Origin of the sequence: Pseudobutyrivibrio sp. UC1225, from assembly GCF_900115215.1 — a bacterium.
In the GTDB taxonomy this organism is placed as follows: Bacteria; Bacillota; Clostridia; order Lachnospirales; family Lachnospiraceae; genus Pseudobutyrivibrio.
Genome location: NZ_FOVQ01000001.1, coordinates 449,603 through 464,623, shown reverse-complemented (window position 1 = coordinate 464,623; position 15,021 = coordinate 449,603). Strand labels below are relative to the sequence as shown.

The 15,021-nt window shown below is 40.3% G+C and carries 12 protein-coding genes; 11 read left to right on the top strand and 1 reads right to left on the bottom strand.

Annotated elements, in window-relative coordinates:
- Together BMZ41_RS02260 and BMZ41_RS02255 are read left to right on the top strand one after the other, a co-directional pair.
- Complete coding sequence (locus tag BMZ41_RS02260) at positions 1-1,416, top strand: glycoside-pentoside-hexuronide (GPH):cation symporter (RefSeq protein ID WP_090526807.1); 1,416 nt, start codon at positions 1-3, stop codon at positions 1,414-1,416.
- A gap of 26 nt (positions 1,417-1,442) precedes the next feature.
- Positions 1,443-3,779, top strand: a complete 2,337-nt coding sequence (locus BMZ41_RS02255; protein WP_090526663.1) for an alpha-galactosidase — start codon at positions 1,443-1,445, stop codon at positions 3,777-3,779.
- A gap of 34 nt (positions 3,780-3,813) precedes the next feature.
- Here the strand turns inward: BMZ41_RS02255 and BMZ41_RS02250 are convergent, their stop codons facing one another.
- Positions 3,814-5,091 carry a chloride channel protein gene (locus BMZ41_RS02250; RefSeq protein ID WP_090526660.1) on the bottom strand — a complete coding sequence of 426 codons (1,278 nt, stop codon included), beginning with the start codon at positions 5,089-5,091 and terminating at the stop codon, positions 3,814-3,816.
- Between the two features lie 75 nt (positions 5,092-5,166).
- On the opposite strand from BMZ41_RS02250, the gene BMZ41_RS02245 reads away from it, so the two are divergent.
- The 9 genes from BMZ41_RS02245 to BMZ41_RS02210 all read left to right on the top strand — a co-directional run bounded on the left by BMZ41_RS02245 (position 5,167) and on the right by BMZ41_RS02210 (position 15,002).
- Entirely contained in the window at positions 5,167-6,096 is a 930-nt protein-coding gene (locus tag BMZ41_RS02245; protein WP_090526658.1) for a diacylglycerol/lipid kinase family protein, read from the top strand.
- A 139-nt stretch (positions 6,097-6,235) separates the two neighbouring features.
- Complete coding sequence (locus BMZ41_RS02240; protein ID WP_090165960.1) at positions 6,236-7,348, top strand: DUF5692 family protein; 1,113 nt, start codon at positions 6,236-6,238, stop codon at positions 7,346-7,348.
- A 119-nt stretch (positions 7,349-7,467) separates the two neighbouring features.
- Positions 7,468-8,229: an MBL fold metallo-hydrolase gene (locus BMZ41_RS02235; protein WP_090526656.1), complete on the top strand. Its 762-nt coding sequence runs from the start codon at positions 7,468-7,470 to the stop codon at positions 8,227-8,229.
- A gap of 1 nt (position 8,230) precedes the next feature.
- Entirely contained in the window at positions 8,231-9,070 is an 840-nt protein-coding gene (locus BMZ41_RS02230) for a DNA-3-methyladenine glycosylase 2 (RefSeq protein WP_090526654.1), read from the top strand.
- A 21-nt stretch (positions 9,071-9,091) separates the two neighbouring features.
- Positions 9,092-10,015 (top strand): cobalamin biosynthesis protein, encoded by a 924-nt coding sequence (locus tag BMZ41_RS02225; protein ID WP_090526652.1) that lies wholly within the window; start codon positions 9,092-9,094, stop codon positions 10,013-10,015.
- 98 nt (positions 10,016-10,113) lie between these two features.
- Positions 10,114-10,248 (top strand): hypothetical protein, encoded by a 135-nt coding sequence (locus BMZ41_RS15905; protein ID WP_255405294.1) that lies wholly within the window; start codon positions 10,114-10,116, stop codon positions 10,246-10,248.
- 43 nt (positions 10,249-10,291) lie between these two features.
- Entirely contained in the window at positions 10,292-12,946 is a 2,655-nt protein-coding gene (alaS, locus tag BMZ41_RS02220) for an alanine--tRNA ligase (protein ID WP_090526650.1), read from the top strand.
- A 207-nt stretch (positions 12,947-13,153) separates the two neighbouring features.
- Positions 13,154-13,327: a 30S ribosomal protein S21 gene (rpsU, locus tag BMZ41_RS02215; protein ID WP_015549455.1), complete on the top strand. Its 174-nt coding sequence runs from the start codon at positions 13,154-13,156 to the stop codon at positions 13,325-13,327.
- Between the two features lie 85 nt (positions 13,328-13,412).
- Positions 13,413-15,002 (top strand): peptide chain release factor 3, encoded by a 1,590-nt coding sequence (locus BMZ41_RS02210; RefSeq protein WP_090526648.1) that lies wholly within the window; start codon positions 13,413-13,415, stop codon positions 15,000-15,002.
- The last annotated feature ends 19 nt before the right edge of the window (positions 15,003-15,021 follow it).

The following is a 15,021-nucleotide window of genomic DNA, read 5'->3' as shown; positions in this document are numbered from 1 at the left end:
ATGAAATTATCAGGAGCTGCAAAGGCTTCCTACGGATTAGGTGCTGTAGGAAAGGATATGGTATATATGCTTTCCGCATCTTATGTACTTTACTATTTTCAGGATATTTTAGGCGTTAGCGCTGCAGCAATGGGAGTTATTCTCATGGTTGCTCGTGTGTTTGATGCGTTTAATGATCCTATCATGGGCGCTATTGTTGCTAAGACTAAGACAAAGTGGGGTAAGTTTAGACCTTGGCTTCTCATCGGTACACTTACTAACGCGGTTGTTCTTGCTCTTATGTTTTCAGCTCCACCATCAATTAATGGAAAAGGCCTTGTGGCTTACGCAGCTGTAACATACATCCTTTGGGGCGTTACTTATACAATGATGGATATTCCTTACTGGTCAATGATTCCTGCTTTCACAGAAGGTGGTAAGGAGAGAGAGGGACTTACAACACTTGCTCGTTCTTGTGCTGGCGTTGGTTCTGCTATTATCACAATCATCACTGTTATGTCAGTATCTGCTCTTGGTCATTTGTTTGGTGGCGCAGGCATCACAGACAGAGAAGTTGAAAGAGTTGGTTTTTCATACTTCTCAATTGCAATCGCTGTTCTTTTCGTATTATTTACAGTAATCTGCTGCATTTTCGTTAAGGAAAAATCTACAGTAGATATGAAGACAGCATCTATTGGTGAGATGTTCAAGGCTCTTATTCAGAACGACCAGGCTATGGCAGTAGTTGTAGCAATCGTAATTGTAAACTGTTCAATCTACATTACATCAAACCTTGTAATCTACTTCTTTAAGTATGATTTTGGTGGCACTGGCTGGAGAGGAGATTATACATTATTCTCTACTTTTGGTGGTGGTATTCAGATTCTTGCAATGATGCTTTTATACCCAGTCCTTAGAAAGTTCTTTACTTCTATCAAGATTTACTTTATAAGCATGGGAATGGCTATTGTAGGATATATTTCACTTTTACTTCTTGCATCAACATCAATGAGCAATGTTTATTTATTGTTTATTCCAGCATTCTTTATCTTTTCTGCAAACGGAATGCTTTCGGTTATTACAACAGTATTCCTTGCTAACACTGTTGACTATGGCGAGTTAAAGAATAATCGTAGAGATGAGTCTGTTATTTTCTCTATGCAGACCTTTGTTGTAAAGCTTGCTTCTGGTATTTCAGCTTTGATTGCAGCTATTGCACTTCAGGTGCTTGCTCTTTCTAATGATACTGCTGAGACAGCTACAGAAATCGATTATTCAATGGGAGTAGAATCTTCTCAGAAGATGGGACTTAGAATGACTATGACAATTATTCCAATTATTGGTCTCGTTTTTGCAATTATTTGGTTTAAAAAGAAGTATATACTTACTGATGAGAAGATAGAGGAAATTGCAGAGGAGTTAAAGACTCGCAATTAATTATTATGTAATGAGGAGAATTAAAAATGATTAAAGCTGATGGTAAGGTATTTGTTTTAAATACTAACAATACTACATATGCTTTTCGTGTATTGGAGACAGGTCAGCTGGAACATTTGTATTACGGAAGGCTCATCCATGAGGATGAGCCATCTGTGCTTAAAGAAAAGCGTGCATTTGCTCCAGGTAACACTGTTACATATAATGCTGAGCATCCTGAACTTTCATTGGAGGATGTAAGACTTGAGACTTCGGCTCTTGGTAAGGGCGATTTTAGAGAGCCTATGGTTGAGGTTGTCTGTGCAGACGGCAGCAGCACTCTTGATTTTATCTACGATAGCTATCAGGTGATAAATTGCAAGCCAGAGCTTGAAGGACTTCCTAGCTCATATGACGAGGATGACGCCGCAAAGACTCTTGAAATAACACTTAAAGATAAGAATCACGGACTAACACTAAAGCTTTCATATTCTGTTTTTGAAGAGTGCGATGTTATCACTCGAAGCGCTAAGTTCATCAATACCTCTAACGAGACAGTTAAGCTGACACGTATGCTTTCCATGCTTCTTGATTTTGATAAACCAGGACTTAAGGTTACTTCTTTCCATGGTTCATGGACAAGGGAAATGAACAAGTCTGATGTTATTCTTACTGCAGGGAAGCTTGTTAATTCTTCATTTACAGGTACCAGCTCTAACAGATGCAATCCATTCTTTATGGTATCAGATGCTGATGCTACAGAGACTGATGGCGATGTGTACGGATTTAACCTGGTATATTCAGGTAATCATTATTCTGCTACAGAGGTTTCACCATGGGGAAAGACCAGAGTTGCCTATGGTATTAATCCACAGAACTTTACATGGACTCTTGAGGCAGGAGAGGAATTCCAGGCTCCAGAAGCTGTACTTACTTATTCAGGTACAGGCTATCGCAAGATGAGCCATAATATGCATGATTTTGTTAGAGAGCATATTACAAGAGGTGAGTGGAAGGATAAGGAAAGACCTATCCTTATCAATAGCTGGGAGGCTTCATATTTTGATTTCACAGAAAAGAGTCTTCTTAAGCTTGCAAAGACTGCTAAGGATACTGGCGTAGAATTATTCGTTATGGATGACGGATGGTTTGGCGACAGAAATGACGATAAGAGAGCTCTTGGAGATTGGGATATTGTTAACAAGAAAAAGCTTCCAGGTGGGCTTGAGGGCTTATCAAAGAAGGTTAATGACCTTGGTCTTATGTTTGGTCTTTGGGTAGAACCAGAGATGATTAATGTAGACAGCGAGCTCTATCGTAAGCACCCTGAATGGGCTATTGATATTCCGGGAATGGAGCATGCTGAGGGACGTAATCAGCGCTTACTTGATCTTTGTAATCCAGAAGTTGTTGACTACATGATTGACAGAATGAGTGAGGTGTTCTCTACACCAGGCCTTTCATATATTAAGTGGGATATGAATCGCAACTTCTCAGATTATTATTCAAAGTACCTTCCAGCTGAAAAGCAGCAGGAGGTTAGCCACAGATATGTTCTCGGCTTCTACAGATTACTTAGAACACTTGCAGAGCGCTTCCCAGAAATCCTTATGGAAGGCTGTGCATCTGGCGGAAATAGATTTGACCTTGGAGCACTTTGCTATTACCCACAGATTTGGGCAAGTGATAATACTGACGCAGTTAGCCGCCTTGTTATTCAGAATGGCTATTCTTATGGCTATCCACAGAGCACCTACACAGCTCATGTTTCTGCATGTCCAAACCATCAGACTCTTCGTGTTACACCTATTGAGAGTCGCTTTGCCGTGGCAAGCTTTGGTGTACTTGGTTACGAGCTTAATCTTAACGATTCCAAGGCTGAGGATATTGCATCAGTAAAGGCTCAGATTGAGCTTTATAAGCAGTATAGAAGAACACTTCAGTTTGGAGATTTCTATCGCTTAAAGGATGGAAATATCTACGAGTGGAGTATTGTAGATAAGAGCAAGAGCACTGCTATCACAATGGTAATGCAGCGTGAGATTAAGGCAGGAGAGCAGTACCTTAGAATTGATCAGGCAGGACTTGATCCTGAAGCTAAGTATCATTTCTTTGGACGTAAGCTTGAATATGACCTTAAGGGATTTGGAGATTTAGTTAATACAGTAGCTCCTGTTCATATCAAACAGGATGGAATTCTTCATAACGTAATTGCGAAGTTCGTGAAGATGCCAGGAGAATCAGAGGATTTCGTGGCCAGTGGTGATACACTTAACAATGCAGGTGTAAAGCTTGCTCAGTCCTTTGTAGGAACAGGATATAACGAACAGGTTCGTTACTTCCCAGACTTTGGAGCACGTTTATATTTCGCAGAGAAAGAATAAAAATTTAGACCAGCGATTTGCTGGTCTTAATTTTTTATTGTACTTTTTTATCGATATAGTTACTTTTGTATTTACTGTAAACAATCTTTTGTGCCTTATAAAGTCCAGTATAGCCTGATACCCAGTAAGCGAAGGCTACCGCTAAAAGGAAGTAAGGCATTGGCTCATATCCGAATAACTCAAAGCAGATTAGCAAGCTTGATATTGGACAATTGGTAACGCCACAGAAGAGAGCACCCATACCTACAGCTGCCATAAGTGGTGCTGGAAGACCAAGGAGTGGTCCTACGGCAGCTCCTAAAGTTGCACCTATAAATAATGTTGGAACGATTTCACCGCCTTTGTAGCCACAGGATAATGTGAGGGTGGTGAAAACTATCTTTAATAAGAATACCTGTAATCCAATTGCTGCACCTGTAAAGCAAGAAGCAATGATTGCAGAACCAGTACTATTATAATTTTGATTTCCAACTAAAAGTGTAAGTATAAGAACAGAGGTACCACCTACAACTGCTTTTATATATGGGTTAGTGACCTTCCCTGAAAGGAACTCTTCATATTTATGCAAGCATGTGCAAAACAAAATAGAAACGAAACCGCAAATTACTGCGAAAATACATATTAAAACTGCGTTCTTGATTCCAAAAGAAGGAATGTCGGGAATTAGATATTCTTCAGCACCTAATCCCATTTTATTTGCGACAGCTCTTGCTACAAGTGAAGAGATAACACATGGCACCAAAGCAGCATAGTGCATTATTCCAACGGAAATAACTTCCATAGAGAAAATTGCTGCAGCCATTGGTGTTCCAAACAAAGCAGAAAAGGCTGCGCTCATGCCACACATAATCATTGTCTTTTTATCTGTAGAATTAAGTCTGAAGGCACGTCCAATTCCATTTCCAATAGCTCCTCCCATTTGAAGAGCAGCACCTTCTCGGCCAGCAGAACCACCAATTAAATGTGTAATACATGTAGCTACAAAAATAAGTGGTGCTAATCTAAAAGGAAGCTTTTTATCGGATTGAATAGCTGCAATAACAGTGTTAGTACCGCTGTCCTTTTCCTTTAGGATTGTTTTATACATAAAGGTAATAAAAACAGCGCCCACAGGTAGAAGATATATAATCCAAGGGTTGGCTTCTCTTGTTTGAATAACAAATCTCATGGAAAGACCAAAGGCTGATGCAAAGGCACCAACAAATAGTCCTACAAGAACAGAAGCTACTGTCCAGGATACAACAGACAGAGCTCGCTGGCTGTTGTGATCTATTTTGCGATAGGCTTTTTTCTTAAATTCGTCGTTAATCATGTGGATTCACCTTTCTTTTTTATCGATAGTTTATATGCTATCATTATTACATATTATAGAAAAGGTATTTTTATTATGAAGAACTATTTTATTGTAAACAAAGCCTCAAGAACTGGCAAAGCAGCTGAAACCTGGAATCGAATTGAAGAGTATCTGAAAAATAATAAGGTGGAATATCAGGTGCACTTTACTGAAGGAGCTGGAGATGCTACAGAATTTGCTAAAGTTGCCACCAGTACTGGAGAACAAGTTGGTCTTTTTGTTATGGGAGGAGATGGCACATTAAATGAAGCTTTAAATGGAATAGTGGACTTTGAAAATACACTTTATACCCCATTGCCATCAGGTTCTGCTAATGATTTTGTGAAGGGAATAGGCATTCAGGGTAGTGCTATAGAAATATTAGATAGAGCTCTTAAAACCAGCGAGTATAAGAGCTTTGATATTGGAAAGGTAATATATGATGGAGGAAAGGTGCGTTTATTTGGAGTAAGTGCAGGAATAGGTGTGGATGCATACGTATGTCTGCAGGCTCTTGATAGTAAGCTTAAAAAATTCCTTAATAGATTTGGCTTGGGGCAGGCTACCTATGGTCTTCTTACAGTGGGAGATATTTTTACAATGCCTTTTGCTGATTCAGAAATTACCCTATGGTATAAGGGAGAGATGAAAGAGAGCAAGGTAAAGGGAACTATATTTGCAGCTGCTATGAATTGTAAGGCAGAAGGCGGTGGTATTCCTATGGTTCCATTTGCAAAGCCTGATTCAGGATATCTTACAGCATTTCATGCCCATGATATTAGCAGACTGAAATGTTTGTGCCTTTTGCCGTACTTGGTTGCCGGAAAACATGAAGGTAAATCGGGTTTCGAGTTCTTAAATTTTGATAAAATGAAAATCAAAATGGATACCCCAATGTGTGTTCATGCAGATGGGGAACACCTTGGATTTTTTGAGGAAATTTGCTTCGAATGTTTGCCACAGGCCCTTAAAATACGAGGTTGATGCATGTACAATTTATTAAAAAAGCATTAAATAATCCACAGCTGTCGCATTGTTATTTTTGTAGTATAAGGTTATAATATGTAATGGAGTAACGGGGAATCGTTTCTCGTATATTTAAATAATTAAGGAGGATGGAAATATGCTTTTCCAAATTACTAATCTTTGGCAGATCCTTGGCTGGTGCTTAGTATTTGCTGGATTAATTATTATGAATGAGCTTGGACGTCGCACTAAGGTCGGCGGTATGATTATCTTCGTAATCATCCCAGCTATTCTTACTGTTTACTTTATTCTTGCACATGTTGGTATGTTCGGTGGTTCTGCTAATCCAACAGTAGCTTACATGGATGGTTGGTTCCACTACTTTAAACTTTATGCTGCAGACATCGGATGTGTCGGCTTCATGATGATCAAGTACAAGTGGGGCATTGGTAAGGAAAAATGGTTCGCTTGGTGGCCATGGTTCATCGTTGCAGCAAACATCATGATTGCTAACGTATCAGATATGGAGTCAGCTCTTGCTGCTTATCAGATTTCTGGTACACTTTCTGGTGCTTGGTGGGCTTCAAACGAAGGTGTATTCATCTACGGTGGATGGTGGAACGTTGTTAACGCTATCGCTGGTATGATCAACATCTTCTGTATGACAGGTTGTGTAAAGCTTTACACATCAAACGACAAGAACCAGTCAGATATGATTTGGCCAGATATGACAGTTTGGTTCATTATTGCATATGATGTATGGAACTTCGAGTACACATACTTAAATCTTCCTACACATACATGGTACTGTGGTGTTGCACTTCTTCTTGCTCCTACATTTGCTAATGCACTTTGGAACAAGGGTGCTTGGATCCAGAACCGTGCTAATACACTTGCAATTTGGTGCATGTGGGCACAGGTAGTACCTCTCTTCCAGTTAAAGGGTACATTTGCAGCTGTTCTTCCTCGTGTATACGGTGGCGCTACAGAGGCTGGTATCACAACAATGGATCTTTACGAGCAGGCTATCGCTCTTTACAATGCAGGCCAGGGCAAGACAGCAGCAGCTGGTGAGGCTATTGCAGCAATGGGTATCACAGCAGATCCTACAATGCAGGGCTTTGTAGCAATGGCAGCTTTAGCAGCTAACGTAATTTGTATTGCAGTTATCATTAGAAACTCTATCAGACTTGGACACAATCCATATTCTGCTCCAGTATTCGAAGGTACAAAGGATTACGAAGAAGCTATGGCTCGTGCAGCTAAGTAATTAGTTATACAGATTATTTTAAGTCCGGACAGTTTATCTGTCCGGGCTTTTTTGCTATAATTATCTTTAATTGGGGAGTTTTGTTAATAAGAAATTGTAATTAAAGAAGGGCCTGAATAATGACTAAGGTTTATTACTTGATGCATAGCTCTTTTTTGGTGGAGCTGGATGATAGATACTTGTTGTTTGATTATTTTAATAAAGAGGTTTGTGCGGAAGTTGTAGAATATCATGGTTCTTTGCCGGAGCTTTCTCCAGAGAAGGCCTTGTATGTGTTTGCAAGTCACAGCCACAAGGATCATTGGTGGTTGGAAAATCTTAGACTTGCAGAGGGAAGAAATAATGTTAAATTTATTCTTTCAAAAGATATTCGACTTGGTAGAAATTACTTGATTCGAAATGGTTTTGATTTATCTATAAAAGATAAGATAACCTTTGTAGCACCACTTAAAAAATATCGTATAGACGATATGACAATTGAAACTCTTCGTTCTACGGATGCAGGAGTGGCCTTTGTAATCAATGTAAATGGCATGAATATTTATCATGCTGGTGATTTGAATTGGTGGAATGCAGAAGGACGAGGGGAGCTTTACGGTGAGGTTTATGGCAGAGAATATAAGCGCGCCTTAAAGCCAATTGCAAATCGACATTTTGATTTAGCTTTTGTAGTGCTTGATTCCAGAATGGGAGAGGATGGCTATTTCCTTGGAATGGAGCATTTTGTAAAGAATATTGAATGCGATTATATTTTCCCTATGCATATGTGGGGTGAATATAAATGGATTGAAAGATTTAAGGGAAGGCCGGGAATGGCGAACCTTAAAGATCGGATAATAGATATTGATCAAGAAAATATGATTTTTGAAATAGAGGACTAGAATGATTTTTAGCAAGAAATTAACTCCCGAAGAGTTTGATCCAGAGGTCATCATGAACTCTGGTCAAGTTTTCAGAATGAAGCGGGAAACAAAGGGTGCAGATGGTATGCCAGACACCTACAGCGCCTGTTCAGGAGATAATGATATATATTTTTATTTAAACAAAGAAAAAGATACCTGGGACTTTGCCTGTGAGGAAAGTCAGTGGGATTTCTGGCAGAGATATTTTGATTTTGACACAGATTACATTGCCTACAATGATAAAATTCGCAGTAGCAATGATAATTTTTTGAAGGATTCCTTAAAGGATTCTTTTGGGATGAGGATTCTCAGACAGAATTTATGGGAGGTATTTATCTCTTATGTTATTTCTCAAAATAACAACATTCCTAAGATAAAAAAATCTATACAGATTCTGTGTGACAGATATTCTGATGGTATTCATTTTCCAAAGGCAGACACACTGGCTTATATTCCAGAGTCGGAGCTGATGGATGGAACAGCTCTTGGATACAGAGCAGATTATATAATTGGCATTTCGAAAAAGGTGGTAGCTGGAGAGCTTGATATAGAAAAGATTAGCAAACTTCCCTATGATGAAGCCTATAACAAGCTTCTTGAAATAAAAGGAATCGGACCAAAAGTTGCCAACTGCATTATGCTTTACGGCTTCCATTTCATGGAAAGTTATCCAATTGATACCTGGATGAAAAAGATAATAACTGAGGATTACAAAGACTATTCCAAGAAGGATTATCTTGATTATATTAATGGCTCCTATGGCGGATTTCAGGGGTACGTTCAACAGTTACAGTTCTATCATAAACGTAAGACAAAATAATTATATACAAGGGATAGAGTAATGTTTAAACTACACATTCTAGCGTTATTATTAGGGACAATTTTAGAGTTTGTTTTCGGGAGAATTTATAGCCTGTGGAATCCTATGGATACCATCAAAAGACTGGTAGAATTCCTGGACAGGGCTTTACTGGGGGATGAGATTATCCTTCTTGAGCCTTCAAAACAAAGAAGCTTTGGAAGATGGCTTATAGTCATTGTCGTAGCGCCAGTATTTTTAATCATCCTGTTTTTTAACATATTGTGCTACGAAATTGCACCTTCCTTTGGTGTACTTTTTGAGGCTGTGGCTACCTATTTCTGCTTGGATTATCATCGCTTGTACTATGGCGGTCTTGGAGTGACTGATGATTTTTATGGTGATGGTATTGATGCTATGAAGCATTCAGCAGGTATTCTTATGAATCAAGAGGAGAATGCCGATACAGAGCCAAACGTTACAAAAAACGTAATTACGTATATTGCTAAAGAGACTGATCGTAGTGTGCTGTCATCCTTGTTGGTTATGTTTTTATTTGGACCAGTTGGAGGCTTCCTTTATAGGTCTTTGATGCTGATTCAGGATAGAATAGGTAATAGTGTAGCCCAAAATCGTAGATACGAATTTTTTGGTCAGCCTATTGTGAGTGTTAATAAGGTGGTGGATTGGCTTCCATCAAGAGTTAGCAGTGCAATCGTTGTATTTGCCGCTCGTCATACCTTTGGTGGTTTTAATGGCAAAAACGCCAGATACATTCACCTGAGAGATGGGCAGGGAAGTGTATCAGCTTTTGCGGGAGCTCTTGATATTGCCTTAGAAAATGGGCTGATAGGAGATGATGATAAGGTGGCAGATGCCAAGGATATTAGAAAGGCTGTAGGTCTACTTAGAAATAGTTATTTATTATGCCAGGTTATTTTAGTGATTTTATTGTTATTTTTCTGAAATACAGTGGAATTTAAAAACACTTTGGATTATAATTTGAGTAAGTATGTAATACAGGTTTAATTAGTATTATAAATTGTGATTTAGGAGGAATTGCCATGTCTGCATTTTTATCTACTTTTGCAAGTTATCTGATTAAAATGATCATACTGGTTGCGCTAGGCATCTGCGGAGGCTTCATTGGAGTTAAGCTTCGCAAGTCAAAAAATAGGAAAGAAGGTATTGAGGAGTAATTCTTCGTCTTCTTCCAAGTAATATATTTTGGAGGACTTTGTTTTGAATAACGGTGTTAATGATTTACGACGCGCCTACTTGGAGTTCTTTGAGAGCAAGGATCATCTTTGCCTCAATAGCTTTTCTCTTGTACCACAGAATGACAACTCTTTGTTGCTCATCAACGCTGGTATGGCACCACTCAAGCCATACTTTACAGGTCAGGAGATTCCACCAAGAAAGCGCGTTACTACTTGTCAAAAATGTGTTAGAACAGGTGATATTGATAATGTAGGTAAGACGGCTCGCCATCTTACTTTTTTTGAGATGCTTGGTAACTTCTCATTCGGAGATTACTTTAAGCACGAGGCAATCGCATGGTCTTGGGAGTTTTTAACAGAGGTTCTTAAGCTCGATGCAGATCGTCTTTACCCATCTATCTACGGAGAGGATGAGGAAGCTTTCGAAATCTGGACAAAGGAAGTTGGTGTAGCTCCAGAGCGCATCACACGTTTCTATCGTGATCCAGAGACAGGCGAATGTGACAACTTCTGGGAGCACGGCGCTGGTCCATGTGGTCCTTGTTCAGAGATTTACTACGACCGTGGAGAGAAATACGGATGTGGAAAGCCTGATTGTAAGGTTGGTTGTGATTGCGACCGCTTCATGGAAGTTTGGAACAACGTATTCACACAGTTCAATGGTGATGGCCACGGCGGTTATGAGGAGCTTTCTCAGAAGAATATCGATACAGGTATGGGTCTTGAGAGACTTGCAGTTGTTATGCAGGACGTTGATTCTGTATTTGATATCGATACAATGAAGGCTATTCGTGATAAGATTTGCGAGATGTCAGGAAAGAAGTATCAGGTAGATGCTCTTGATGATGTTTCTATCCGTCTTATCACTGATCATATTCGTTCATCTACATTCCTTATTTCTGATGGTGTTACACCTTCAAATGAGGGTAGAGGATACGTTCTTCGTCGTCTTATTCGTCGTGCTGCAAAGCATGGTCGTGCACTTGGTATCAAGGGTACTTTTATGGCTAAGCTTTCAGAGACAGTTATCAACGAATGTAAGGACGGTTATCCAGAGCTTTGGGAGAAGAGAGAGTTCATCTTCAAGACTCTCACAGCTGAGGAAGAGCAGTTCAATAAGACTATCGACAAGGGTCTTGAGATTCTTGCTGGTATGGAAGAGAAGCTTGTTGCAGCTGGTTCTAAGGAGCTTTCAGGTGAGGATACATTCAAGCTTTACGATACTTACGGATTCCCTGTAGATCTTACTGCAGAAATTCTTGAGGAAAAGGGCTTCACATACGATGCTGCAGGCTTCGAGGCTTGCATGGAGAAGCAGCGTCAGACAGCTCGTGCTGCTCGTAAAGAGACAAACTACATGGGTGCTGATGCATCTGTTTACGATGATATCGATCTTTCTGTTACATCTGAGTTTGTAGGCTACGATAAGACTACATCAGAGTCTACAGTTACAGTACTTACAACAGAGGCAGAGATTGTTGATACACTTGCTGAGGGAATGATTGGTACAATCATCGTTCCTGAGACACCATTCTACGCTACAATGGGTGGTCAGATTGGTGATACAGGTGTTATCTCTACTCCTAATGGTCAGTTCACTGTTAAGGATACAATCAAGCTTAAGGGTGGAAAGATTGGTCACGTTGGTGAGATGACTACTGGTATGATTAAGGTAGGCGAGAAGGTTACACTTACTGTTGATGCTGAGCGTCGTGCTCGCATCTGCAAGAACCACTCAGCTACTCACCTTATGCAGAAGGCACTTCGTGAGGTACTTGGTACACACGTAGAGCAGAAGGGTTCTTACCAGGATGCTGACAGAACACGTTTCGATTTCTCTCACTTCGAGGCAATGACTTCTGAGGAAATTGCTAAGGTAGAGAAGATGGTTAACGAGAAGATCGCTGAAGGCCTTGCTGTTGAGACAGCTATTATGTCTATCGACGAGGCAAAGAAGAGCGGTGCTATGGCTCTCTTCGGTGAGAAGTATGGCGATACAGTTCGCGTAGTTAAGATGGGTGATTTCTCTGTAGAGCTTTGTGGTGGTACACACGTTGCAAACACATCAGAGATTTCAGCATTTAAGATTCTTTCTGAGTCTGGTGTAGCTGCTGGTACACGTCGTATCGAGGCTATCACTGGTACTGCAGTATTCGAATATTATGCAGATCTTGAGGCAAAGCTTAACGCTGCAGCTGCAGCACTTAAGTGTAAGCCAGCAGAGGTTGAAGAGAAGATTGCGCACCTTCAGAAGCAGCTTAAGGAGACAAACTCAGAGCTTGATTCTCTTAAGGCTAAGGCTGCACAGGCAGCTGTTGGTGATGTTATGGATTCAGTTGTCGAGGTTAAGGGTGTTAAGCTTCTTGCTACATCAGTTTCAGGTGTAGATATGAACGGCCTTCGTGATCTTGGCGACGATCTCAAGACAAAGCTCGGCGAGGGTGTAGTTGTTCTTGCATCTGATTGCGACGGCAAGGTAAATCTTGTAGTTATGGCTACAGATGATGCTCAGGCTAAGGGCGCACATGCAGGAAATCTTGTTAAGGCTATCGCACCAAAGGTTGGCGGTGGCGGCGGCGGTCGTCCAAACATGGCACAGGCCGGCGGCAAGAATCCAGCAGGTATCGCTGATGCGTTAGCAGAAGCAAAAACTGCATTAGAGGGCATGCTAAACTAAGAAGATTAAGCAAGTAGGTATCAAGCTCTTAATGTTGCTGAAGGAAACATTTTAGTTGACGAAAGCAATATTAAGGCTTGAGACCGTAACTTGCGTAGTTATATTAAAAATTGGGTTGACAAAACTTGATTTTGTGTTAAAATGCTTGTTAGTGCTTTTAGATTAATGAGTACAAGTCCCCAAATGGAGGGAGGTTAGGATTAGACTATGTCATATGTTACAGTTAAAGAAAACGAGTCATTAGACAGCGCTCTTCGTAGATTTAAGAGAAACTGTGCTAAGGCTGGTATCCAGCAGGAGATTCGTAAGCGTGAGCACTATGAGAAGCCTTCAGTAAAGCGTAAGAAGAAGTCTGAGGCTGCTAGAAAGCGTAAATACTAATTTACAGCTTACAATTTTGAATTTATGGCCTATATCGTTACGGCGGTATAGGCTATTTTTCGGTTTAGATACATGGAGGTTTTAAATGGCTTTTACAGTTGAAGAAGAAATTAAGAGACGTCGTACATTTGCGATTATTTCCCATCCCGATGCTGGTAAGACCACTCTTACAGAGAAATTCCTTCTTTATGGAGGACAGATTAACCTTGCAGGTTCTGTAAAGGGTAAGGCTACAGCTCGTCACGCAGTATCCGACTGGATGGAGATCGAGAAGGAGAGAGGTATTTCGGTTACATCTTCTGTTCTTCAGTTCGAGTACGACGGTTATTGCATAAATATCCTTGATACACCTGGACATCAGGACTTCTCAGAGGATACATATCGTACACTTATGGCAGCAGATTCAGCTGTAATGGTTATCGATGCATCAAAGGGTGTTGAGGCACAGACACGTAAGCTTTTCAAGGTCTGCGTTATGAGACACATTCCTATTTTTACATTCATCAATAAGATGGATAGAGATGCAAATGATACATTTGAGCTTCTTGATGATATTGAAAATGAGCTTGGTATCGCTACAGTTCCTGTAAACTGGCCAATCGGTTCAGGTAAGGAATTCAAGGGTGTTTACGATAGAAATACACGCTGTGTCCGCATGTTCTCTGATACACAGAAGGGTACAAAGCAGGGCGAGGAGCGTATCTTATCTATCGACGATCCAGCTTTAAAGGATGAAATCGGTCAGGATAAGTACGATCAGCTTATGGAGGAGCTTGAGCTTCTTGATGGTGCTGGTGCTGAATTTGATCAGGAATTAGTTACAGCCGGAGAGCTTTCACCAGTATTCTTTGGTTCAGCTCTTACAAACTTCGGTGTTGAGACATTCCTTGAGCATTTCCTTCAGATGACTTACAGCCCACTTCCTCGTAAGAGTGACGCTGGCGAGATTAGTCCTTTCTCTGAGGATTTCTCAGCTTTCGTATTTAAGATTCAGGCAAACATGAACAAGGCTCACCGAGACAGAGTAGCTTTCCTTCGTATTTGTTCTGGTACTTTCGATGCCTCAAAGGATTATTTACATGTTCAGGGGGGGCGTAAGGCTAAGCTTTCTGCTCCACAGCAGATGATGGCTGATGAGCGTAAGATAGTAGACAAGGCATACGCCGGAGATATCATTGGTGTATTTGATCCAGGTCTTTACAGCATTGGTGATACATTTACTTCTGCTAAGAAGCCATTCAAGTTCGAGGGTATTCCTACTTTCGCACCAGAGCATTTCGCACGTGTTCGTCAGATTGATACCATGAAGCGTAAGCAGTTCATGAAGGGAATCACACAGATTGCACAGGAAGGTGCTATCCAGATTTTCCAGGAGTACAACACAGGTATGGAAGAAATCATCGTAGGTGTTGTAGGTGTTCTTCAGTTTGACGTTTTAAAATATCGTTTGAACAACGAATATAATGTAGAAATCGGTCTTGAGAACCTTCCATATGAGCATATCAGATGGATTGAAGGAGATTACGACATTAATAAGATTGCTGGTACTTCTGATATGAAGAAGATTAAAGATCTTAAGGACAGACCTCTTTTATTATTTGTAAATTCATGGTCTGTAGGTATGGTTCTTGATAGAAACGAGGGTCTCGTTCTTTCTGAGTTCGGTACAAATTAGTGCTTGACTAAATAAATTT

Excerpts from the sequence above, each read along its gene's own strand:
- BMZ41_RS02230 (WP_090526654.1), top strand. The coding sequence starts at position 8,231 with ATGATTTTTAGCAAGAAATTAACTCCCGAAGAGTTTGATCCAGAGGTC.
- BMZ41_RS02260 (WP_090526807.1), top strand. The coding sequence starts at position 1 with ATGAAATTATCAGGAGCTGCAAAGGCTTCCTACGGATTAGGTGCTGTA.
- BMZ41_RS02225 (WP_090526652.1), top strand. The coding sequence starts at position 9,092 with ATGTTTAAACTACACATTCTAGCGTTATTATTAGGGACAATTTTAGAG.
- BMZ41_RS02210 (WP_090526648.1), top strand. The coding sequence starts at position 13,413 with ATGGCTTTTACAGTTGAAGAAGAAATTAAGAGACGTCGTACATTTGCG.
- BMZ41_RS02245 (WP_090526658.1), top strand. The coding sequence starts at position 5,167 with ATGAAGAACTATTTTATTGTAAACAAAGCCTCAAGAACTGGCAAAGCA.
- BMZ41_RS02255 (WP_090526663.1), top strand. The coding sequence starts at position 1,443 with ATGATTAAAGCTGATGGTAAGGTATTTGTTTTAAATACTAACAATACT.
- BMZ41_RS15905 (WP_255405294.1), top strand. The coding sequence starts at position 10,114 with ATGTCTGCATTTTTATCTACTTTTGCAAGTTATCTGATTAAAATGATC.
- BMZ41_RS02240 (WP_090165960.1), top strand. The coding sequence starts at position 6,236 with ATGCTTTTCCAAATTACTAATCTTTGGCAGATCCTTGGCTGGTGCTTA.
- BMZ41_RS02250 (WP_090526660.1), bottom strand. The coding sequence starts at position 5,091 with ATGATTAACGACGAATTTAAGAAAAAAGCCTATCGCAAAATAGATCAC.
- rpsU (WP_015549455.1), top strand. The coding sequence starts at position 13,154 with ATGTCATATGTTACAGTTAAAGAAAACGAGTCATTAGACAGCGCTCTT.
- BMZ41_RS02235 (WP_090526656.1), top strand. The coding sequence starts at position 7,468 with ATGACTAAGGTTTATTACTTGATGCATAGCTCTTTTTTGGTGGAGCTG.